Below are 22435 nucleotides of genomic sequence, written 5' to 3'. Positions count from 1 at the left end.
GCTCACCCTCCTGCGAACGGCGGAAGCACCTCGACCGTGCCGCCGTCGGCCAGCCGTACCGTCTCATGCGCGCGCTTTCCCACGGGATCACCGTCGACGAGGAACGAGCACCGCAGCAGCACGCGCGTGAGTTCGCCGGGGTGCCGCCCGCGCACCGCGTCGAGCGCTTCGGCGAGCGTGGCCGCCTCGTACGCCTCCTCGGCCACCCCGGCCGCGGCCTTGGCTGCGGCCCAGTACCGCACCGTGACCTTTGCCATCTGCTGATCCTCAATCGGTCGACGACGAACACCTCAGGCTAGCCCGCCCGGCCCACCACCCAGTCCCCGATCCGCCCCAGCAGCGCCTCCGGCGCCGCGTTCTCCGCGTGCCCCATGCCGGCCTCGACCCACAGCTCCCCGTGCTCACCGGCGGCGGCCGCCAGCATCCGCGGGTGATCGAGCGGGAAGTACCCGTCCTGGTCCCCGTGGACGATCAGCAGCGGCGTGGGCGCGATCCGCGGCACCGCCTCGACGGGCGACAGCGGCACCGGGTCCCACTGCCGGTGGTGGATCCGCGTCCGCAGCCCGTACCGCCCCACCAGCCGCCCGGACGGCCGGGTCACCAGCCAGTGCAGCCGCCGCATGGGGGCGGTCCCCCGGTAGAACCACCGCGCGGGCGCGCTCACGGAGACGACGGCGTCGACCCGGGTGTCCCGGCCGACCGCGGCGTGCCGCAGCACCACCGAGCCGCCCATGGAGAACCCGACGGTGGCCACCCGCGCGTACCCCAGCTCACGCGCCCACCCCACCGCCGCCGCGAGGTCGAGCACCTCCCGGTCCCCCACGGTCGACCGCCCGCCCGACGCCCCGTGCCCCCGGAAGGAGAACGTCACGACACCGCCGTACCGCGCGAAGGCCCGCGCCGCCCGCCGCACATGCGGCCGGTCCGCGTCCCCGGTGAACCCGTGCGCGACCACGAACACGAGATCACCGGAAGAAGCGGTCCCCGGTTCGTATACGGAATCGATCGCCACCCCGTCCGCAGTGCGCAGGAACGTCCGCAAAGGCTTACCGCCCCGCGTTACATCAGCCGTCTCGGAATATGGACGAATGGTGGATCGATCGGTGGATCGCGCCACATGACCTGCCGGACCGGTGCTCATGTCGGCTATTCTGCTGCGAAGAGGACTCGGGCAGCGAAGCCCCCGGGTCCTTTTGTGCTTTCGGAAGCGTTGTATACGAACGCGGGAAACCGCCGGTGTACGGGCCGTCGAACGCACGCAGCAATGCCGTAAACGTCCTCGCAGGGACCGAGGAGGAACCAGACGTTATGGGCGAGCGAACCGTGCACGAGCGAACGACGACGATGACCCGGGCCGGTGGGGTGCGATGAGCTCTCTGCTGCTGCTGACCAACGCGCTCCAGCCGTCGACGGAGGTGCTCCCCGCTCTCGGCCTGCTGCTGCACAACGTGCGGGTGGCGCCCGCGGAGGGCCCGGCGCTCGTCGACACCCCCGGCGCCGATGTGATCCTGGTCGACGGCCGGCGCGACCTCCCGCAGGTCCGCAGCCTGTGCCAGCTGCTGCGTTCCACCGGCCCCGGCTGCCCCCTCGTCCTGGTCGTGACCGAGGGCGGTCTGGCCGCCGTCACCGCGGACTGGGGCATCGACGACGTCCTCCTGGACACCGCGGGCCCGGCCGAGGTGGAGGCGCGCCTGCGCCTCGCCATGGGCCGCCAGCAGATCGTCAACGACGACTCCCCGATGGAGATCCGCAACGGCGACCTGTCGGTCGACGAGGCGACGTACTCCGCGAAACTCAAGGGCAGGGTCCTCGATCTGACCTTCAAGGAATTCGAACTGCTCAAATACCTGGCGCAGCACCCCGGCCGGGTCTTCACCCGCGCCCAGTTGCTCCAGGAGGTCTGGGGCTACGACTACTTCGGCGGCACCCGCACGGTCGACGTCCACGTACGACGGCTGCGCGCCAAACTCGGCCCCGAGCACGAATCCCTGATCGGCACCGTCCGCAACGTCGGCTATCGGTTCGTCACTCCGGAGAAGCCCGAGAAGTCGGCCCGCGCGGCGGAGGACACCAAGGCCAAGGAGAAGGCGGACACCGCGGAGGCGGCGGAATCCAAGGTGTGATACGCCCTGCCCGTACCGGGTATATCCGCGTAGACTCCGCGCGTGGCCAAGGTAACCAGGGATGATGTGGCGCGGCTGGCGGGGACGTCCACCGCCGTCGTCAGCTATGTCATCAACAACGGACCCCGGCCGGTCGCCCCGGCCACGCGCGAGCGCGTCCTCGCCGCGATCAAGGAGCTGGGGTACCGGCCGGACCGGGTCGCCCAGGCGATGGCCTCGCGGCGCACGGACCTCATAGGCCTGATCATCCCGGACGCCCGCCAGCCGTTCTTCGGCGAGATGGCGCACGCGGTCGAGCAGGCCGCCTCCGAGCGCGGGAAGATGGTCCTGGTCGGCAACACGGACTACATCGCCGAGCGCGAGGTCCACTATCTGCGGGCCTTCCTCGGGATGCGGGTATCCGGCCTGATCCTGGTCAGCCACGCGCTCAACGACCAGGCCGCCGCGGAGATCGAGGCGTGGGACGCCCGGGTCGTGCTGCTGCACGAGCGCCCGGAGGCGATCGACGACGTCGCCGTCGTCACCGACGACCTCGGTGGCGCCCAGCTCGCCGTGCGCCACCTGCTGGAACACGGCAACGAGTACGTGGCCTGCGTCGGCGGCACCGCGGAGACCCCCGCCGTCGGCGACCCGGTCTCCGACCACGTCGAGGGCTGGCGGCGCGCGATGGAGGAGGCCGGGATACCGACCGAGGGCCGCCTCTTCGAGGCCCCGTACAACCGCTACGACGCCTACCGGGTCGGCCTGGAGATCCTCTCCGGCCCGGACCGCCCGCCGGCGGTCTTCTGCTCCACCGACGACCAGGCGATCGGCATCCTGCGCGCCGCGCGGGAGCTGCGCATCGACGTGCCGGGTGAGCTGGCGGTCGCCGGGTTCGACGACATCAAGGAGGCGGCGCTCGCGGACCCGCCGCTGACCACGGTCGCCTCCGACCGTCCGGCGATGGCCCGCTCGGCGGTCGACCTCGTCCTGGACGACGGCGTACGGGTGGCGGGCTCGCGCCGCGAGCGGCTGAAGGTGTACCCGTCCCGGCTGGTGGTACGCCACTCCTGCGGCTGCAAGTAAGCGGGTCCCGCCGGCCGAGGTCCCGGCGGCCTTTATATCGGGCATACGAGGTTCTGCCGGGCTTCTCAGCACACACTCAGCTCGCTCTCATGGTCGGGCGCGAGGCTCTGTGCCATGACCGAGAGCCTCCGCCCCAGCGGCGAGTACGGAAGCCCCGTCCCGGTGGACCCCGAGTGGCCGCCCCCGCCGGCGTACGCGCCGCCCCAGCAGCCCGCACCGCAGCCCTCCTCGGCGTCCACGCAGGAGTTCGCGCAGGAGCCCGCGCCTCAGCCCGCGCCGGAGTTCGCGCAGGAACCCGCCCCGCAGCCCGCGAAGAGGAAGCGCGCCCGGGGCCCGGCGGCCCTGCTCGCCGCCGTGGCGATCGTCGCGGCGGCCGTGGGCGGCGGCACCGCCTACGGCGTGCAGGAGCTGACCGGCAGCGACACGGTCGCCACGAGCTCGACCAGCACCAACGTCGTACCGTCGAGCCAGAAGGGCACGGTGTCCGGCGTCGCCGAGGCGGTCACCCCGAGCATCGTCGAGATCAACGCGACCTCGAACGCCGGCTCCTCCACCGGCTCCGGTGTGATCATCACGTCCGACGGCGAGATCATCACCAACAACCACGTCGTCTCCGGGGCCTCGTCGATCGAGGTGCGGACCAGCGACGGCAAGACGTACACGGCGGAGATCGTCGGCACCGACAGCAGCAAGGACCTCGCCCTGATCAAGCTCCAGGACGCCTCCGGGCTGCAGGCGGCCACCCTCGGCGACTCCGACGGCGTGCGGGTCGGTGACCAGGTCGTGGCGATCGGCTCCCCCGAGGGCCTGACCTCCACGGTGACCAGCGGCATCGTCTCCGCCCTCGACCGTGACGTGACGGTCTCGACGGACGAGAGCGAGGGTCAGCAGCAGCGGCAGGGCGGCGGCTGGCCGTTCGAGTACGGCGGCCAGGAGTTCAACGGCGACACGGGGAGCTCCACGACCACGTACAAGGCGATCCAGACCGACGCGTCCCTGAACCCGGGCAACTCCGGCGGCGCGCTGATCGACATGAACGGCAACATCATCGGCATCAACTCCGCGATGTACTCGGCGAGCGGCAGCGGCTCGTCCTCGTCCGACGCGGGCAGTGTGGGCCTGGGCTTCGCCATCCCGGTCAACACGGTCAAGTCGGACCTGTCGGCGCTGCGCTCCGGCTCGACGAACTGACGCGCCGCCCGGCAGCCGTGCGAGGCTGAAGGCCTGAGACCGTAGAGAGCCGTGAGGAACCCCGAGCCCATGAGCCCCGCAGAAGGCGACCGTGACACCCAGCGCATCCTGATCGTCGACGACGAGCCGGCGGTGCGCGAAGCGCTCCAGCGCAGCCTGGCCTTCGAGGGGTACGGCACCGAGGTCGCCGTCGACGGCGCGGACGCCCTGGAGAAGGCGGCGGCCTACCGGCCCGACCTGCTCGTCCTGGACATCCAGATGCCCCGGATGGACGGCCTGACCGCCGCCCGCCGCATCCGCGCCACCGGCGACACCACGCCCATCCTGATGCTGACCGCCCGGGACACCGTCGGCGACCGGGTGACCGGGCTCGACGCGGGGGCCGACGACTACCTGGTCAAGCCGTTCGAGCTGGACGAGCTGTTCGCCCGTATCCGCGCGCTGCTGCGTCGCAGCTCGTACGCGGCGGCGGTGGCCGCCTCCGCCGAGTCCGACGACGTCCTCGCCTTCGCCGACCTGCGCATGGACCTGGCGACCCGCGAGGTCACGCGGGGCATCCGGCGGGTGGAGCTGACCCGTACGGAGTTCACCCTCCTTGAGATGTTCATGGCACACCCGCGTCAGGTGCTCACCCGCGAGCAGATCCTGAAGGCGGTCTGGGGCTTCGACTTCGAGCCGTCGTCCAACTCGCTCGACGTGTACGTCATGTACCTGCGCCGCAAGACCGAGGCGGGCGGCGAGCCGCGCCTGGTGCACACGGTGCGGGGGGTGGGGTACGTGCTGCGGCAGGGCGGCGCGGAGTGAGCGGGCTGGTCCGCCGCGTCCGTGCGCTGCCCATCCGGGCCCGGCTGTCGCTGCTGGTGGCGGCGGCGGTGGCGTTCGCGGTGGCGGCGGTGTCGGTGGCCTGCTGGTTCGTGGTGAAGAGCGTGCTGGTGAGCTCGCTGGACGAGGCCCTGAAGGCGAACCGCATGAACGGGCAGCAGGTGAGCAAGTACGTCGACCTGCGCACCGGTCTGTGCGCCCACGACCCCGTCACCCACGAACAGAACCCCTTCGGCTCGTCCGTCCAGCTCGTGGACAGCGGCGGCGGGAGCTGCCTCATCATCGGCACGGAGGAGGTCCCGCTCACCGACGCCGACCGCGCCGTGGCCGAGGGCACGTCCACCGACGCGCTGCACGAGGCCACGGGGTCCGACGGCGGGCAGTACCGGGTCTTCACCTACTCCGTGCCCGGCCTGCGGGACGTCGCCGTCTCCGCCGCCCGGCCGCTGAGCGAGGTGAACGACTCCCTCAGCAACCTCGCGCTGGTGCTGGTCTTCGTCGCCGGCGCGGGGGTCGTGGGCGCCGCCGCCGCCGGCCTCTGGGTGGCCCGGACCGCACTGCGCCCCGTGGACGAACTGACCAGGGCCGTGGAGCACGTGGCCCGCACCGAGGACCTGGACGTCCGCATCCCCGTGGAGGACGAGTCGGAGGACGAGATCGCCCGTCTCTCCCGCTCCTTCAACTCCATGACGTCCGCGCTGGCCAGCTCCCGCGACCTCCAGCAGCAGCTCATCGCGGACGCCGGCCACGAACTGCGCACCCCGCTCACCTCGCTGCGCACCAACATCGAACTCCTCACCCGCAGCGAGGAGACGGGCCGCCCGATCCCGGAGGCCGACCGCAAGGCCCTGCTCGCCTCCGTGAAGGCGCAGATGACGGAACTGGCCGCGCTCATCGGCGACCTTCAGGAGCTGTCCCGCCCGGACACCGGCCAGCACGCGGGCCGTGCGCAGATCGTCGCCTGGCAGGACGTCGTCGAGTCGGCCCTGCGCCGCGCCCGGCTGCGCGGCCCGGAGCTGACCATCACGGCGGACGTCCACCCCTGGTACGTACGGGCTGAGCCGTCGGCCCTGGAGCGGGCGATGGTCAACATCCTGGACAACGCGGTGAAGTTCAGCCCCGGGGGCGGCACGATCGACGTACGCCTGACCGACGGCGTCCTCACCGTCCGCGACCACGGCCCCGGCATCCCCGCCGACGAACTCCCGCACGTCTTCGACCGGTTCTGGCGCTCCCCGAGCGCCCGCGCCCTCCCGGGCTCCGGCCTCGGCCTGTCCATCGTGGCCCGTACGGTGCAGCAGGCGGGCGGCGAGGTGTCCCTGACCCGCGCGGACGGCGGCGGCACCACGGCCACGGTCCGCCTGCCGGGCGCCCCGACCCCACCACCGGAGGTTCCCTAGGCTCTGGCGAAGACTGCGGCAACCTTTCCGTGCCGGGCGGCGACCGACCGTCGTCCCCTCCCCCACACGGAACGGATCGCCGCATGAGCGAGCACCGCAGCAGGGCCCGGCACCGCAGGTCCGGGAAGTTCCTGGCCGTCGGCCTCCCGCTGGCCCTGACCACCGCCGGAACACTGGTCCACGGCACCGACCTGGTCCCCCAGCAGGCGTCCGCCGCGACGGCGTCCGCCGCGGCGCCCGCCTGGGCCACCGCCACCGCCGACGGCTTCGCCTCCGTCGACGCGCTCGGCCAGAACGGCACGTACGGCGGCCGGGACGGGCGGACCGTCACCGTGCGGACGCAGGCGGAGCTGGAGAAGTACGCTACGGCCGCCGAGCCGTACGTCATCGTCGTGGCCGGGACGATCACGATGAACCCGGTCGGCAAGGAGATCAAGGTCGCCTCCGACAAGACGGTCGTGGGCTCCGGCACGTCCGGGCACATCGTCGGCGGCGGCTTCTTCCTCGGCCAGGGCGTCCACAACGTGATCATCCGCAACCTGACGATCCGGGACGCCTACCAGGGCGTCTGGAACGACAAGGAGCACGACTTCGACGCCGTCCAGATGGACGGCGCCCACCACGTCTGGATCGACCACAACGACCTGCGGAACATGGCGGACGGCCTGATCGACGTCCGCAAGGACAGCACGTACGTGACCGTCTCCTGGAACGAGATGAGCCACAACAACAAGGCGTTCGGCATCGGCTGGACCGAGAACGTGCTGACCGACATCACGATCCACCACAACTGGATCCGCGAGACGGAACAGCGCAACCCCTCCACCGACAACTGCGCGCACGCGCACCTCTACAACAACTTCCTGGAGGACGTCCCCGGCACGGACATCGACTCCTCCTACGGCAACTACTCGCGCGGCGGCACCAGGATGGTCCTGGAGAACAGCTACTTCCAGGGCATGAGGAACCCGGTCATCAAGGACGCGACGGCGACGGTCGTCCAGCGCGGCAACGTCTTCTCGGGCACGTCGGGCCGCAACGAGAGCGGCGGTACGGCGTTCGACCCGAAGGCGTACTACGCCTACACGCTCGACAAGGCGGCGGACGTGCCGGCCCTGCTCAAGTCGGGCGCGGGCCCGCAGAGTTCCATCGGCACGACGACGACGTCGGCGGAGGCCACCACGCTCACCGTCGCCAAGGACGGCAGCGGCCAGTACAGGACGGTCCAGGCGGCCGTGAACGCCGTCCCCGCGAACAACGCCTCCCGCGTCGTCATCTCCATCGAGCCGGGCACGTACCGCGAGACGGTCAAGGTCCCCTCGAACAAGCCGCACGTCACCTTCCAGGGCACCGGCGGCAGCCGCAAGGACACGGTGATCGTCTACGACAACGCGGCGGGCACGCCGAAGCCGGACGGCTCGGGCACGTACGGCACCTCCGGCAGCGCCACGGTCGCCGTCGAGGCGGACGACTTCCAGGCCCGCAACCTGACCATCTCCAACGACTTCGACGAGGGCGCCAACCAGTCCCTCTCCGGCCACCAGGCGGTCGCCCTGCGCACGGCGGCCGACAAGGTCCTCCTCGACGGCGTGATCGTCGAGGGCGACCAGGACACGCTCCTGCTGGACACGGCCGCCAAGGACAAACTGGGCCGGGTCTACGTCACCAACTCCTACGTCATCGGGAACGTCGACTTCATCTTCGGCCGGGCGACCGCGGTGATCGACCGCTCGGTCATCACCCTGAAGAAGCGCTGGAACGGCACCTCCGCCGGCTACGTCACCGCCCCCAGCACGGCCGCGAACCGCAAGGGCATCCTCATCGCCAACTCTGCGGTGAACGGCGACGTCTCCGACCGCACCTTCCACCTGGGCCGCCCCTGGCACGCCGGCGGTGACGCCTCCCTGGACCCGCAGACCACGGTCCGCAACACCACCCTCAGCGCCGCGATCCGCACCACGCCCTGGACCGACATGAGCGGCTTCTCCTGGAAGGACGACCGCTTCGCCGAGTACCGGAACACGGGCGCGGGCGCGGGCTCGGCAAACAGCGACCGCCCCCACCTGACCGACGCCCAGGCAGCCGACCAGGAGATCGCGGACTGGCTGGCGGGCTGGACGCCCTCGGCGTCCTGAGCCCCTCGCGTGCGGTCCCACGCCTTCCCGGGCGTGGGACCGGACGCCTCAGTGGAAGCCGAGCATGCCGGGGGAGTCGATGTCGACCGTGACCACGCCGGGCGGGTACGCCTCTTCACGGTCCGTCAGCAGAATGGACATGCCCGTGAACTCCGGACGCGGCAGGGCGCAGTACAGGGCGTGACAGGTGTCCGCGCCGCCGTAACCGTCTCGGATCATGGTTCCGACACTGACCGCGGCGACGGTGCCGAGCTCGTCGACCACGACCGATGAGAAGGACAGCACACGCTGCGCCGCGCCCGCGTCCTCGGACTCCGCCTGCATCAGGCAGAGCGCCGGAATCCGGAGAAGGTCACCCGGAGTACGGGCCATGTTGCCCGCGAGGAGGTTCAACGTCTTGTGCCCGTCCGCGAGGGCGCGGGTGGCAGCCGTATCCAAGATGATCACGCAGCCGCACCCCGTGCCAGGCGAGCCTTCTCGGCAGCTAGCCGGTAGATGTTCCCGAGCACGTCAGGGGCCTGATCAAAATCCTCGTCGCTGATGTCGAGGCCGATGACCTCGCGCACGACCTGCCGGTCGGCCGCGACCCGTTCGGCGATCTGCTCCGCGGTGGGCTGCTCCGAGGCCAACTGCTCGACCAGTTGCCCGAGGGTCATGCCCCGCTCCTTCGCGACCTGGGCGAGGTGGTCGCGGGTCTGCCGGGACACCTGAATGGTGGTGTGCTCTGCCATAGTTTCACCATAGGCACACTTCGGTGGAGCGCGCAGGCCGATCTGATCACATCACCCGAAAGAGGGGTTTGTGGCACGCTTCCCCCATGTCGACACCACCGGACGGGCTGCCCGTCTACCGCGTACTGACCGGGCCCGACGACTCGGCCTTCTGCCGCCGGGTGAGCGAGGCGCTGGAGATGGGATACCTGCTGCACGAAGGGCCGTCGGTGACCTTCGACGGTGAGCGGGTGATCGTCGCGCAGGCGGTCGTGTGGCCCGGGTAGCGGCACGGGCACGCGTCGGGGCCGGTACGAGGCGGTGAACGCGCCTCGTACCGGCCCCGGCCGCCCGGAAGGTCAGCTCACGATCGTGATGCGGTCCGCCTTCGGCGGGGCGAGCGGGTTTGTCGCCGTCGAGTTGGCGGTCAGGTACTGCTCGAGGGCCGCCAGGTCGTCCTCGCCGACCAGGTCGTTCGTGCCCTGGCCCAGGGTCGGGAAGCCGTCGCCGCCGCCCGCGAGGAAGCTGTTCGTCGCGACGCGGTAGGTGGCGGACGGGTCGATGGGCGAGCCGTTGAGCCGGATCGAGTCCGTGGCGACGCGGTCCGCGCCCGTCTTCGTCAGGTCCAGGGTGTAGGTCAGCCCTGAGGAGATCTGGAGGATCTTCGGGGCCGCCTCGTTCGGGCCGCTGACCTGCTCCTTCAGGGCCTGGACGACCTGCGCGCCCGTGAAGTCCTGGAGGTTGACCGTGTTGGCGAACGGCTGGACGGTGAAGCCCTCGGCGAAGGTCACCACACCGTCGCCCTCCGCGCCGCCGGCCGCGTAGGTGAGCGACGCGCGGATGCCGCCGGGGTTCATCAGCGCCAGGTCGGTCTCCGCGTCCAGCGTCCGGCCGTACTCCAGCTGCGCGTCGGCGATCAGGTCGCCGAGCGGGGACTCCGTGCCGTCGCGCACGACGTCACCGGAGATGTAGCCGATCGGACGGTTGCCGATGGGGGCGGCGAGGGTGTTCCACTTGCCGATCAGCGCGGTCATGTCGGGCGCCTTGGGGACGTCCCGGGTGACCACGTGGTTCGCGGACTTCACGGCCGTACGGGCGATGTCACCCGTCGCGCGGTCGTAGGTCAGCGTGGTGTCCGTGTAGAGGCGGCCGAAGGACGCGGCCGAGGTGACCATGCGGGGCTTGCCCGCCGGGTCGGGGATGGTGCACACGTAGGCGTTGTGGGTGTGGCCGGTGACCAGCGCGTCCACCTGGGGCGTGATGTTCTTCGCGATGTCCGCGATCGGGCCGGAGATGCCGTCGCCGGCGCCCGGGGAGTCGCAGTCGTAGTTGTAGGAGGACGAGGCCGGGAAGCCGCCCTCGTGGATGAGCGCGACGATCGACTTCACGCCCTGGCGCTGGAGCACCTTGGCGTACTTGTTGATCGTCTCGACCTCGTCCTTGAAGGCGAGGCCCTTGACGCCCTCCGCCGAGACGATGTCCGGGGTGCCCTCCAGGGTCACGCCGATGAAGCCGACCTTGACGCCCCGCTGCTTCCACACCCAGTACGGCCTGAGGAGGGGCTTGCCGGTCTTCTCGTCCAGGACGTTCGCCGCCAGGTACGGGAAGTCGGCGCCCTTGAACTCCTTGTCGGTGTAACAGCCCTCGTCCGGGTGGCAGCCGCCGTTCTGGAGGCGGGCCAGCTCGGCCGCGCCCTCGTCGAACTCGTGGTTGCCGACGCTCGTCACGTCCAGATCGAGCTTGTTCAGCGCCTCGACGGTGGGCTCGTCGTGGAAGAGGCCCGAGATGAGCGGGGACGCGCCGACCATGTCGCCGCCGGCGGCGGTGATGGAGTAGCGGTTGCCCTTGCGCGCCTCGCGCAGATGGGTGGCGAGGTACTCCACACCGCCCGCGTCGACGGTCTTCGTCGTGCCGTCGGGCTGGAGTTCGGTGACCCGGCCCGAGGAGCCGGACGGCGGCTCCAGGTTGCCGTGCAGGTCGTTGAAGGACAGCAGCTGCACGTCCTGGTAGCGGCCGTGGTGGCCGTACGACGTGCCCTTGTCGCCGTGGCTGCCGTGGTTCTCGCCCGCGGTCGCCGACCCGGGCAGGGCGGCGGCGGCCAGCGCTCCGGCGGTGAGCACACCGGCGGCGGTCGCGAGGAGACGGTTGGTACGGCGTCTGCGGCGCTGGTGGTGCGCCGGGGATGTGGCTGGCATGCGCCCCCCTGAGGGTCCGAGTGGGTACCGGCGCAGCCTAGAGTCAACGCGCGTAGCGCGACAGGGTATTCAAGGTTACGGCCTGGTTTAGCTTTCGCCGACACCGTTGCCGTCCGTTTTGCGGCCGCCTCCCTTTAACCTCGTACGCATGACCAGCGACGACTTCGCACGGCCCGGCCGCCCCCGCTCGCTCCAGACGTATGCCGCGCTCGGCCCCGAACAGACCGAGACGGTGCTCGCCCTGCTCGCCGAGGCCGCCCGGACCGACGGACAGCAGGCGGTGTCCGAGCAGGGGCGGTTGCAGCTGCGCGGCGGGGAGCGGGACGGGGTCTCGCACCTGCTGCTCTCCGTCGACGACGAACTCGTCGGATACGCCCAGCTGGAGGACACCGATCCGGTGGAACCGCCCGCCGCCGAGCTGGTCGTGCACCCCTCCTACCGGGGCCACGGACACGGGCGGGCGCTCGGTTCGGCGCTGCTCGCCGCCTCCGGGAAGCGGCTGCGGGTGTGGGCGCACGGCGGCCACTCCGCCGCCCGGCACCTCGCGCAGGTCCTCGGGCTGACGCTGTTCCGGGAACTGCGGCAGATGCGGCGGCCGTTGGCCGGCCTCGACCTGCCCGACCCGGTGCTGCCGGAAGGCGTGACCGTGCGCACCTTCGTGCCGGGCCGGGACGACGCCGCCTGGCTCGCGGTGAACGCCGCCGCGTTCGCCCACCACCCCGAGCAGGGCGCCCTCACCCAGCGCGACCTCGACGACCGCAAGGCCGAGGCGTGGTTCGACCCCGAGGGGTTCTTCCTGGCGGAGAAGGACAGCCGGCTCGTCGGCTTCCACTGGACCAAGGTGCACGCGGCGGAGCGCCTCGGGGAGGTGTACGTCCTCGGGGTGAGCCCCGACGCCCAGGGCGGCGGCCTCGGCAAGTCCCTGACCACGATCGGGTTGCGGCACCTGGCGGCCCAAGGCCTGCCGACGGCCATGCTCTACGTCGACGCCGACAACAAGGCTGCGGTCTCCGTCTACGAGCGGCTGGGCTTCGTCACGCACGAGACGGACCTGATGTACCGGACGGAGACCTGAGCCCGCGGAGCCCGGCGCGCCGGGCCCGCTCCGTCGCGCACACCGCTCCCACGGCCAGCACCGCGCACAGCAGCAGCGTCCAGCGGTCGTGGGAGAGCGCCCACTTCGGGTCGTCGGGCGTCACGAACAGCGCCCAGCTCCCCGGACTGAACAGGGGCGCCAGGATCGCGGAGGCGAGCAGGAACCCGGCGACCGCCTGACCCGGCCGGGTGCCGTCCCCCCAACGGATCGCGAACGCCGACCCCGTCAGGGCGAGGGCGAGGACCGTGGCCGCCTCGACGGTGACGTCGGCGGCCGGGGGGCGCAGGGACCCGGGGACGAGGAGCAGGGCCGCCGTCCACCACAGGGCGGCGACCGGGGCGACGAGGGCGAGGCGCAGTCCGTGGCGGACTGCGCGCCGGGTGGGGACGACGGCCGTGGTGTGCCGGGCGGGGTCGTCCAGCAGGAAGGCCGCGCCCAGCGCGAAGGCCACCGCGGACGCCCTCAGGGCGGTCAGCGCGAGCCAGTCGGTCGCGCCGTCGCCCCACATCCTCGGGCCGGCGGCGAGCAGCAGGCCCAGGCCGCCCCCGACCGCGATCGTCCGCCAGGGCACGGTCCGTGCCACCGGCCGGACCAGCACCGCGCTCACCGCTCCCCCGCTCACAGGCACTCGTCCTCCCCCTCCGGGGCCTCCAGGCCCAGCACCCGGGCGACACGGTCCGTCGTCACCTTCGGGGCCGTCAGCTCGACCCAGTTGGCCCGCACCTTCGCGGCAGCCTCGTCCCGGGGCCGCTGGAGCAGCTCGCGCACCAGTTCCGTGTGTGCGGCGGTCATCCGGAGCGGCTCGGTCTGCGAGACGACGATCGCCGAGCCGGTGTCGCTGTCGTCGAGGCGGACACCCCGCAGGTCGGCCATCGGATCGGGGCGGTCGGCGAGGGCCAGCCACATCACGGTGACCATCCGGCCGTCGCACATGGCGCCGACCGTCTCCTCCTTCCCCGTGACCAGCACACCGGCCACGGCGGCGGCGAACTCCGGGACCCGGTTGCCGCCCCAGGACGTGCCGACGGTCACCTCGCCCGGGCGGGCGGAGGGGGCGAGCGCAGCGTCGCCGTCCAGACCGTAGCGCGCGTCGATCCGCTGCCGTACGACCAGCTGCCGGTCCTGCACGGCGGCGCCCACGAGGGACCGTACGTCGTCCACGACCTCGGCCCAGTCGTCGGTGCGCGGGCCCCATTCCGGGAAGGCGCAGTACGTCGTGCCGTCCCGTTCGGCGCACCGCTGCTCCTTCTCCGGGGTGACCGAGACCCGCGTACGCGCCTCGGTCGTCTCCTCCGGCACGCCCCGGGACTGGCCCACCACGCCCACCAGCGTCAGTGCCACCGCGCCGGCGACACCCACCCGGACGGTCCACAGCCGGGCGCCGCCGGAGAGCAGCACCGCCAACAGCGCCACGCTCAGCGCGAGGCCCGCGAGGTACAGGGCGTGCCAGGCGGCGGGGCGGCCGAGCAGGTCGGAGGGCAGGGTGAGGGAGCTGTTCTCACCGACCGACGGCATCAGCCACCGGGTCCAGCCGTCGCCTCCGGCCCCGGTGCTGAACATGGAGAAGAGAAGCAGGAAGACGATCAGCAGCGGGGCCGCGAGGGGCCCGGACACCAGCCGGGCCAGCAACACGCCGAACGCCCCGAGCAGCAGCACGGACATCGGCCCGACGAGGAGTTCGCCCGGCGATCCGTGCCCGACGGCGCCCGGCTTGAGCGCCTCCCAGGTGAACTGGCCGGCCACGCACACCGCAGCGAGGAGCGTCACCGGCACGACGGACAGCAGATGCGCGACCGTACGGCGCCAGGGCTGGACCACCAGCACGGCGAAGTGGCGGTCCGTATCGTGCCGGCGCGAACGCAGCACCGCGTGGTTGGCGCACAGCAGCACCGCGAGCCCGACGAGCAGCGGCCCGCCCTGGGTGGCCCGGTCGGCGTCCTGGAGCGCGGGGAAGCCGTCGAACGAGTCACGGGTGCGCCACACGATCCAGGCGAGGTACACCGCGAAGGCGATGAGGACGGGCACCCGCAGCAGCAGTCTGCGCGCCTCGAAACCGGCGAGGGCGAACACCGCCGACCGGGCCGCGCGGGGTGCGGCCGTCACGGCGGACGGGGCCGATGTCGTTCCGGTCATCGTGGTCATGCCGTCACCTCCGCGCCGGCGCCGTCGAGGGTGAGCAGGTAGCCGTCCTCCAGGGTGGGTTCGAGGAGGTCCGCGCCGGCGGGCGGGTCGCCCACGTTGCGGAAGGTGCCGAGTCCGGTGCGCCAGCCGGCCTTCGCGCCCGGGTCGCGTCCGTCGCTGCTCCACACCCGGCCGGCGGCCCGCGCGGTCAGCTCGGCGGGGGTGCCGTCGAAGCGGACGGTGCCGTCGGCCAGGACGACGACCCGGTGGCAGAGCATCGCCACGTCCTCGGTCTGGTGCGTGGACAGCAGCACCGTGCGGCCCTCACCGGCCCGTGCGATCAGCTCCCGGAACCGCATGCGCTGTTCCGGGTCGAGTCCGACGGTGGGCTCGTCGAGGACGAGGAACGCGGGATCGCCGACGAGCGCCGCCGCCAGCGCCACCCGCTGCCGCATCCCGCCGGACAGCTTGCGGATCCGCTTGCCGCGTACGTCGCCGAGGCCGGCCTCGTCGAGCACCCCGCGCACCTCGCGGTGGCGGGCGGCGCGGTCGGTGAGCTCCTTGAGGATCGCCACGTAGTCGACGAACTCGAAGGCGGTGAAGTCGGGGTGGAAGCCGGGCGTCTGCGGCAGATAGCCGAGCCGGCGCCGGACCTCCTGACGGCCGCGCGAGGTGCCCGGGTCGTGGCCGAGCACCGTGAAGGAGCCCCGGTCGGCCGGTACGGCGGTGGCGAGCACCCGCAGCAGCGTGGTCTTGCCCGCGCCGTTGGGCCCGAGCAGCCCGGTGACACCGGCGGACAACCGCAGCGACACGTCGTCGAGGGCGCGCGTACCGCCGTGACGGAGGCTCAGCCCGGAGGCGGAGACGGTGGGGGTCATACGTAACTCCCGTACAGGTGGAGGCGGTGGAGAGAGCCGGGGCGATCAAGCCGAACCCCCGGCAGAGAAGGCGCCGGAATGATCAGCCCGCCCTCCCGGCGGGGGAAGGGGAGCCGGGGTCGGCAGGCCCTGTTCGCCCCTTTCGGCGGAGAGCCGGGCGGCCGTCAGGGCGTGCTTCGGCTGTTGAGGTCGAAGCGGTCGCGGAGCAGGACGAGCAGGGCGGCGGCGAGTGCGGTGACCGCCGCCGACACGCCCTGCCCGGCCGCGGTGAACGGGGCGAGCGGGTCCTCCTCGCCTGCCCGGGCGGCGTCCGCCGTGAGCAGCAGCGCGATCCAGCCGCCGCCGACGAGGGACGGGGCGAGCACCGGGCCGAGTCTGGCGGTCAGCGCGAGGGCGGTCGCGGTGAGCGCGAGGGCGGGCAGCAGCCAGGTCAGGGCGCGCAGCCCGTACCCGGGCAGGGCGAGCGTGGCCAGCCCGTTGAGGCCGAGCCCGGCGCCGAGCGCCGCCACCGTGCGGATCATCAGCAGCCGGAAGCCGTGCGTCGGGGCGACGACCGCCATCTCGTACGTCGGGTCCAGCGCGGGCCCGTACGACAGGGCGACCCCGGCGAGCGGCAGCAGCGGTGCGAGGGCGAGGAAGAGGGTGGGCGAGCCGCCGGTGCCGTAGCCGGCGGTGACGGCCACCGTGAGCAGGAGGACGGCGGTGACCGCGCCCAGCCAGGAGCGGCGCAGCGCCGGGGTGGCGGCGAGCAGCCGCGCGGTGTGGTCGGCGATGCCGAGCCGCAGCAGCAGCGACTCCAGGAATCCGGGCCGGGGCGCGTCGAGTTCGGCGTCGAGCCGTTCCCATCCGCCGTCGAGGGCGACGGGGTCGCTCACGTCGGCGAGGACGGCCCGGCAGTGCGCGCAGGCGGTGAGGTGGGTGTCGGCCGACCACAGCAGGGGCGCCGGGAGGCCGCCGCGCGCGTAGGCCCGCAGGTCCTCCTCGGACACGTGCCAGCCGGTGCCGCCCCCGGACGTACCGCCCGTCGTTCCGTACGTCATGCCAGTGCCTCCCGGAGTTGCCTGCGGGCCCGCATCGCCCGCGTCTTGACCGTGCCCGGCGGGATGCCGAGCAGGACGGCGGCCTCACGGGTGGTCAGCCCGTCGACGACCGTCGCCTGGAGCACCGCGCGCAGTTCCGGCGACAGCCGGACCAGCGCACCGGCGAGGTCCCCGTGCTCCACCCCCGCGAGCACGCGGTCCTCCGCCGACGCCTCGTCCCGGTGCCGCAGCCGCGCCAGCGTCTGCCGCAGCCGGCCGCGCGCACCGGCGCCGCGCAGGGCGTCGACCAGCCGGCGGGAGGCGATCCGCCACAGCCAGCCGGCCGCGTCCCCGTCCTCCCGGTACCGCGCGCTCCCCCGCCACACCGCCAGGAACGTCTCCTGTACGACGTCGTCCACGATCCCCGCGTCGGCGCACCGGCCGCGCATCCGGGCGGTCAGCCACGGCGCGTACCGCCGGTACAGCTCCTCGAAGGCGCGCCGGTCCCCGTCCGCCGCGACGGCGCGCAGCAGCTCCCCGTCGCTTCTCGTTTCGCTCACGCCCCCTCATCGGACGACCCCCGCCGATCGGTTCACGGGATCGCGGTCGTCTTTCCCGGTTCTCCGGGGCCCTTCCGCGGCGGCGGACGCCGCGAGGCGGTGGGGTGCCCATGCACCCCACCGCCTCTTCGGGCCACCCCCCGACTCATGTGTTCAGGTTCATATCACCCCCCACAGGGCCGGGACGTTCGGCGGTTCCCAGCCCGGATAGGCGGTGTGGCCCTGGATGCACCGGTAGCGGACGCCGTCGTAGGTCACGATGTCGCCGGCCGCGTAGGTGGCGCCCAGTCGCCAGGTCGTCTCGCCGCCGCCGTCGCCGCTCACGGTGAGGGTGTAGGTGGTGGTGTGGGTGACCGAGCCCGTGCCCGTGAGGGTCAGGGTGTAGGTGCCGCTCACCGTGCCCGGCGCGACCTCGACGGTGGCGGTCGAGGACTGGCCCGAGGTCACCGAGCCCGGCGAGAAGGACACGCTCACCCCGGCCGGCGCGCCCGACGCCGACAGGCGCACGTTCTGCGGGTCGCCGCTGGTGGTGGCGGTGCGCACGGTGACCGTGGCGGAGGAGCCCGGGTCGACGGTGCCCGAGGCCGGGTCGGCGGAGATCGAGAAGTCGTCCGTCGGGGCGGGCGTGTCGCCGACGGCGGTCTTCCAGAGGGTGTACGCGACGCCGTCCGCGCTGCGGTTCAGGGCCGTGGCGCTGATGTTGGAGGTGGTGTCGCAGGCGGAGTGGTAGCACGGGTCGTAGGAAGCGCCCGCGGTGCCGCCCCACTTGGCGGCCTCGGCGGCGGACTTCCGCGCGGAGGCGCCGGTGGCGTAGCCGGAGGTGGGGATGCCGACCTGCTGGAAGGAGTAGTCGTCGGAGCGGCCCTGGCCCTCGACGTTCTCCTGGGGGGCGAGTCCGAGGGAGTCCCAGTACTCCTTCATCGGCCCGGAGGCCGCGGAGCCGAGGTTGTTGATGAAGTAGCCGCCGTTGACGGAGGCCACCATGTCGAAGTTGTAGTAGGCCTTGACGCGGGAGCGTTCGGTGGCGGAGAGCGTCCTGGCGTAGAAGTCGGAGCCGTTCAGGCCCTGCTCCTCGTCGGTCCACCAGGCGAAGCGGACCCGGTTCTTCATGGTGGGGTTCTGCTCGGCCAGGGTGAGCGCCGCCTCCAGGAGTACGGCGGATCCCGATCCGTTGTCGTTGATGCCGGGGCCCGCGGAGACGCCGTCGAGGTGGGCGCCGAACATGTAGACGCTGTTCGCGTCGCCCTCCGGCCACTCGGCGATCAGGTTGTCGCCCGCGCCGGCGGAGCAGCCGGAGGTGCAGGTCTGCTCGGTGACCGTGTAGCCGGCCGCCTGGAGCCTGCTCTTGACGTAGGCGAGGGAGGCGTCGTAACCGGTCCCGGTGGCGCGGCGGTTGCCGCCGTTCTGCGCGGCGATGCCCTGGAACTGCGTCAGGTGCGCCTGGACCCGGGCCACGTCCACGTCGGGCGGGGTGCCCGGTGTGGTGCCGCCGTCGACGGTGAGGACGTACTGGACGGTGTGGGACTTGCCGCCCGCGGTGCCCCGCACGGTGAGCGGGTAGGTTCCGGCGGCCGTGCCGGCCGTGGTGGAGACCCGCATGGTGGAGCTGTTGCCCGAGGTGACGGTGGCCGGGCTGAAGGTGACGTTCACACCCGGCGGGGCGCCGGTGGCGGTCAGCGAGATCTGCTGGGGGTCGCCGGAGACGGTGGTGGTGCCGACCGTGGCGGTGGCGGTGGCGCCGGCGTCGACGCTGCCGCTCGCCGGGCTGAGTGCCAGGGAGAAGTCGGTCTGCCGCGCGGTGCAGGTCGGGTCACCGCTCTGGGCGGGGACGTCGATGGCGGTCCAGGCGGCCTTCGTCGCGTCGAACAGGTCGCAGGACGCGTCCAGGTTCTTCGCCGCGGTGAGGGTTGCGGTGCGGTACCGCTTGTAGGTCATGCCGCTGGTCTTGAGCAGCATGCCGCCGTAGAAGATCCTTCCGGCGTTCTGGATGCCGATGCCGGTCACCTGGCTGCCGTCGCAGGTGGGGCTGGAGGGCTTGCCGCCACCGGGGCTGGAGCCCTCGGCCAGGAGGTAGAACCAGTGGTTCATGGGTCCGGCGGCCGCGTGCTCCTCGGTGTTGGGGATGGCGGCCGAGTAGCAGTCGGGGTCGTTGTTGACCAGCCGGGGGTTGTACATGTTGCGGATCGGGCCGCGGCCCTGGAGGTCGATCTCCTCACCGACGGTGTAGTCGGGGGTGTCGTACGGGGCCGGCTGGTTCGTGTACGCCTCGGTCAGGGCGCCCATGATGTCGCCGGTCGCCTCGCCGAGGCCGCTCTCGTGGCGGGCGCCGCCGGGGGTGTTGGAGTCCAGTCCGTGGCCGAACTCGTGGGCCACCACGTCCATTCCGGCGATCCACTTGCCGGCGCTGTTGTGGCCGATGGTGACAGTGGAGCCGTCCCAGTAGGCGTTGAGCTGGTTGAGGCCCACGCGCACCGGCCAGCTTCCGCCGTTGCCGTTGTGGCCGTTGCGGCCGAGCCAGTCGTCGAGCATGTTCCACTGCTGCTGCGCCGCGAACATGACGTCGACGCAGCCGGTCTCCTTGCTGGAGGCGTTGCCGGTGCCCCAGTCGTCGTCCGTGCCGGTGAAGAGGCCGCCGCTGTAGTCCGAGCACTGGAGTCCGGGGCGGGTGGCGTCACGCAGCGCGTAGCCGCTGCCCGAGCGGGAGGTGTCGATGGTCAGCGGATCGGGGCCGTTCCACTCGCTGTGGCCGGTGCCCGCCCGTACGTCGTCGTAGCTGTCGACGACCTTGCCGGTGCGGGCGTCCACGAAGACGTGGAGCCGGCTGGGCTCCTCGTCCTCGGTGGTGCCGAGGAGCACGGTCTCCCAGGCGAGGGTCTGGACGTCGTCCTTGACGTGGACCACGAGCCGTCGCGAGTCGGTCTTCTCGACCGAGGCGAGTTCGGCGCGGCTGGTCCGCTCCGCCTTCTCCGCCTTGATCCGGGCCTCGGTGGGGACCGCGATGGCGGTCTCGGTGGCGGACTGGACGGCGCGGACCCGGCCCTCGCCGTCGGCGAGGACGACGGCGTCGCCGCCCACCACCGGCAGCCCGTGGTAAGTGCGTTCGTAGGCGACGGAGTACAGGTCCTTGCCGCCCCACGGGGTGACCTGCCGGCGGTCGTACTGCTCTTCCTCGCCGCCGCTGGTCAGGGCGTCGAGGCCGCTGCGCACGGCCCGGTCGGCGGCGGCGACGGCCTTCTCGACGGGGGTGGGTTCGTCGGGGGCGGCGGCGGGTGCGGTTCCCGGCGCGGCGGACGCGAGGGAGGCCGGTACCGACACCCCCCCGATGGCCAGGGCCAGGGACACCCCGGCCATCGCGGTTCTTCTGAGCATCGTGGCTCCTTGTGAGAGGTGGGGAGGCTCACTGGGCCGCCCCGTCCCCTGGCACGCCTGTACGGGCGGCCCCGGGACGTGGCGGCACACCCGCTCGACCGGCTGACGCTTACATGTCATGTCGCGGGCTGGCGGAACCCTCACACCGCTCCGTGCCGGAATCAACGGCCGTACGGAGGTGGTCCAGACCTGTCAAAATCCGTCAAGTGGCGGCGGGGCGGGCCGCTTTACTTCCGCGCGGCCACTTCTGCCACCCCCGCGCGGCCACTTCTGCCACTTCCGCGCGGCCACTCCCGCCACCCCGCACGGTCACTCCCGCACGTCCAGCAGCCGCTCCCGGTACTCCCTGACCTCCGGAAGGTCGCGCCACCGCCCGTCGAGGCGGCTGTGCAGCCCGCGCAGCTCCGCGCCGACCATCGACTCCCGGGAACGCACGGCCTCCTCCAGCACCTCACCGGCCAGGTCGACGGCCGCCGCGGGGTCGCCGGCGCAGGCCCAGCAGTCCGCCAGGCGCAGGGTGAGCAGCAGGCGGGTGGCCCGCATCTGCGGCGGCACCTGGGCGCACGACCGCGCGGTGGCGGCGACCGCCCGCCGGGCCGCCGCGCGGTCACCGGTGGCCACGGCGAGGTCGCGCAGGGCCCCGCCGATCGCGGAGTCGACCCGCATCTCGCCCTCGGTCCCGGCCAGCCAGGGCGCTTCGAGGAGGTCCCGTCCGTCGAGGCGGGCGAACTTCCGCCGGGCCGACGCGACATGGCGGCGGCACTCCGCGGCGTCGCCGGCGAGGGCATGAGCGCGGGCCTGGTAGAGGCCGGACAGGGTGGCCGTCCACCGCCGCCGGGCGTCCACCGCGCCGATGCCCGCCGCGTACGCGAGCATCGACCCGGCGTCCCCGTCGAGCCGGACCAGGGTGCACATGTCGCTGAGCAGGGTGGCCCGGGCCGGGACGTCCCGGACGGCGTCCGCCCAGCGCAGTCCGTGACCGAACCAGGCCATGGCGACGCCGCTCTGCCCGCGCTCCATCCGCAGCCGCCCGGCGACCTGCGCGTACTGCGCGGCCAGCCGCAACTGCCCGTAGGGCAGCCGGCCGGCGGCGCCGATCTCGGCGGCCCACCGCGCCACGACCCGCGCCAGCCCCTCGACGGCGGCCACCCGGCCGCCGGTGGCCCGCTGGAACGCCTCCCTGATCAGGCAGGCCAGCACGGCGGTGAGCCCGTGCAGCAGCTCCGGCTCCGCGTACGCCGTGCCGGTGTGCGGCACCGCGCTGTCCAGCAGCGCCGGTAACTCACCCCGGTCGGGCACCGCGCACCCCGCGTTGCCGTGCAGCGGGCACGCGAGCCCCTCGGCTGGCAGCCGCGACGGCCACAGCCCGGGGTCCGGCGCCTCAGGACCGGCCGTGAGGTCCGCGCCGGGCAGCGGGGCGAACAGCGTGGGGTCCGCCGGGAAGCCCGGCCGGTACGGCACCGCGCGCGGCGCCGCGACGGCGGCGGCCAGTTCGCCGTCGGTCTCCAGGACGGCGTCGAGCCGGCGCACCAGCCCGACGGGCGGCTCGCGCAGACCGGCCTCCAACTTGCTGACGAGGGAATGGTGGTAGCCCACCCGCAGACCGAGCTGGAGCTGGGTCAGCCCGGCCGCCCTGCGCAGGGAGCGCAACAGCCGCCCGAACTCCGCCCACCGCGCTTCGTCCGCTCCGCCCGTCATGACCTCTCCCCCAGTCGCGGCTTCCGCCTCCCGACAGGACAGAGGGGGACGGC

20 protein-coding genes are annotated in these 22435 nt (G+C 72.7%); 8 read left to right on the top strand and 12 right to left on the bottom strand.

Features of this window, described 5'->3' with window-relative positions; genetic code table 11:
- Positions 1-2: 2 nt before the first annotated feature.
- Together AMK33_RS20210 and AMK33_RS20205 are read right to left on the bottom strand one after the other, a co-directional pair.
- Complete coding sequence (locus AMK33_RS20210) at positions 3-257, bottom strand: MoaD/ThiS family protein (RefSeq protein ID WP_073934285.1); 255 nt, start codon at positions 255-257, stop codon at positions 3-5.
- 38 nt (positions 258-295) lie between these two features.
- Positions 296-1141: an alpha/beta hydrolase gene (locus AMK33_RS20205; protein ID WP_073934284.1), complete on the bottom strand. Its 846-nt coding sequence runs from the start codon at positions 1139-1141 to the stop codon at positions 296-298.
- Positions 1142-1367: 226 nt separating this feature from the next.
- On the opposite strand from AMK33_RS20205, the gene AMK33_RS20200 reads away from it, so the two are divergent.
- From AMK33_RS20200 to AMK33_RS20175, 6 genes are all read left to right on the top strand, one after another.
- Positions 1368-2123, top strand: a complete 756-nt coding sequence (locus AMK33_RS20200) for a response regulator transcription factor (protein ID WP_073934282.1) — start codon at positions 1368-1370, stop codon at positions 2121-2123.
- Between the two features lie 42 nt (positions 2124-2165).
- Positions 2166-3188 carry a LacI family DNA-binding transcriptional regulator gene (locus AMK33_RS20195; protein ID WP_073934281.1) on the top strand — a complete coding sequence of 341 codons (1023 nt, stop codon included), beginning with the start codon at positions 2166-2168 and terminating at the stop codon, positions 3186-3188.
- A 114-nt stretch (positions 3189-3302) separates the two neighbouring features.
- Positions 3303-4379, top strand: coding sequence for a S1C family serine protease (locus AMK33_RS20190; protein ID WP_073934280.1), 1077 nt, complete (start codon positions 3303-3305; stop codon positions 4377-4379).
- Between the two features lie 69 nt (positions 4380-4448).
- Complete coding sequence (locus tag AMK33_RS20185; protein ID WP_073934279.1) at positions 4449-5183, top strand: response regulator transcription factor; 735 nt, start codon at positions 4449-4451, stop codon at positions 5181-5183.
- Complete coding sequence (locus tag AMK33_RS20180) at positions 5180-6601, top strand: sensor histidine kinase (protein ID WP_073934278.1); 1422 nt, start codon at positions 5180-5182, stop codon at positions 6599-6601. Before AMK33_RS20185 ends, AMK33_RS20180 begins: the two co-directional genes overlap by 4 nt.
- Positions 6602-6684: 83 nt before the next feature.
- Complete coding sequence (locus tag AMK33_RS20175; protein WP_073934276.1) at positions 6685-8736, top strand: pectinesterase family protein; 2052 nt, start codon at positions 6685-6687, stop codon at positions 8734-8736.
- 48 nt (positions 8737-8784) lie between these two features.
- On the opposite strand, the gene AMK33_RS20170 is transcribed toward AMK33_RS20175, so the two are convergent.
- Together AMK33_RS20170 and AMK33_RS20165 are read right to left on the bottom strand one after the other, a co-directional pair.
- The gene (locus AMK33_RS20170) at positions 8785-9183 is read right to left on the bottom strand and encodes a hypothetical protein (protein ID WP_073934274.1); all 399 of its coding nucleotides are present in this window, start codon (positions 9181-9183) and stop codon (positions 8785-8787) included.
- Positions 9180-9467 carry a hypothetical protein gene (locus AMK33_RS20165; RefSeq protein ID WP_073934272.1) on the bottom strand — a complete coding sequence of 96 codons (288 nt, stop codon included), beginning with the start codon at positions 9465-9467 and terminating at the stop codon, positions 9180-9182. The genes AMK33_RS20170 and AMK33_RS20165 overlap by 4 nt, the downstream gene beginning before the upstream one ends.
- 86 nt (positions 9468-9553) lie before the next feature.
- Here AMK33_RS20165 and AMK33_RS20160 point away from each other — a divergent pair, with 86 nt between their 5' ends.
- Positions 9554-9733: a DUF1737 domain-containing protein gene (locus AMK33_RS20160; protein WP_073934271.1), complete on the top strand. Its 180-nt coding sequence runs from the start codon at positions 9554-9556 to the stop codon at positions 9731-9733.
- A gap of 72 nt (positions 9734-9805) precedes the next feature.
- Here the strand turns inward: AMK33_RS20160 and AMK33_RS20155 are convergent, their stop codons facing one another.
- Positions 9806-11641 (bottom strand): bifunctional metallophosphatase/5'-nucleotidase, encoded by a 1836-nt coding sequence (locus AMK33_RS20155; RefSeq protein ID WP_073934269.1) that lies wholly within the window; start codon positions 11639-11641, stop codon positions 9806-9808.
- A gap of 148 nt (positions 11642-11789) precedes the next feature.
- On the opposite strand from AMK33_RS20155, the gene mshD reads away from it, so the two are divergent.
- The gene (gene mshD, locus AMK33_RS20150) at positions 11790-12716 is read left to right on the top strand and encodes a mycothiol synthase (protein WP_073934268.1); all 927 of its coding nucleotides are present in this window, start codon (positions 11790-11792) and stop codon (positions 12714-12716) included.
- Here mshD and AMK33_RS20145 read toward each other — a convergent pair.
- The 7 genes from AMK33_RS20145 to AMK33_RS20115 all read right to left on the bottom strand — a co-directional run bounded on the left by AMK33_RS20145 (position 12676) and on the right by AMK33_RS20115 (position 22382).
- A complete protein-coding gene (locus AMK33_RS20145) occupies positions 12676-13359 on the bottom strand; it encodes an ABC transporter (protein WP_235618145.1) in 684 nt (227 codons plus the stop codon). The two genes, mshD and AMK33_RS20145, sit on opposite strands and share 41 nt — an antisense overlap.
- Positions 13356-14879: an ABC transporter permease gene (locus AMK33_RS20140; protein WP_073934266.1), complete on the bottom strand. Its 1524-nt coding sequence runs from the start codon at positions 14877-14879 to the stop codon at positions 13356-13358. Before AMK33_RS20140 ends, AMK33_RS20145 begins: the two co-directional genes overlap by 4 nt.
- A complete protein-coding gene (locus AMK33_RS20135; protein WP_073934265.1) occupies positions 14876-15736 on the bottom strand; it encodes an ABC transporter ATP-binding protein in 861 nt (286 codons plus the stop codon). Before AMK33_RS20135 ends, AMK33_RS20140 begins: the two co-directional genes overlap by 4 nt.
- 164 nt (positions 15737-15900) lie before the next feature.
- A complete protein-coding gene (locus AMK33_RS20130) occupies positions 15901-16776 on the bottom strand; it encodes a hypothetical protein (RefSeq protein ID WP_073934264.1) in 876 nt (291 codons plus the stop codon).
- Positions 16773-17315 (bottom strand): RNA polymerase sigma factor, encoded by a 543-nt coding sequence (locus AMK33_RS20125; RefSeq protein WP_073934263.1) that lies wholly within the window; start codon positions 17313-17315, stop codon positions 16773-16775. Before AMK33_RS20125 ends, AMK33_RS20130 begins: the two co-directional genes overlap by 4 nt.
- Before the next feature lie 159 nt (positions 17316-17474).
- Positions 17475-20684 (bottom strand): M20/M25/M40 family metallo-hydrolase, encoded by a 3210-nt coding sequence (locus tag AMK33_RS20120; protein WP_073934261.1) that lies wholly within the window; start codon positions 20682-20684, stop codon positions 17475-17477.
- Positions 20685-20993: 309 nt separating this feature from the next.
- The gene (locus AMK33_RS20115) at positions 20994-22382 is read right to left on the bottom strand and encodes a helix-turn-helix domain-containing protein (protein ID WP_073934260.1); all 1389 of its coding nucleotides are present in this window, start codon (positions 22380-22382) and stop codon (positions 20994-20996) included.
- Between the last annotated feature and the right edge of the window lie 53 nt (positions 22383-22435).

The organism is Streptomyces sp. CB02400, from assembly GCF_001905725.1.
Lineage (GTDB): Bacteria > Actinomycetota > Actinomycetes > Streptomycetales > Streptomycetaceae > Streptomyces > Streptomyces atrovirens.
The sequence above is the reverse complement of the archived record's forward strand: the minus strand, read 5'-3'. Positions and strand labels throughout refer to the sequence as shown.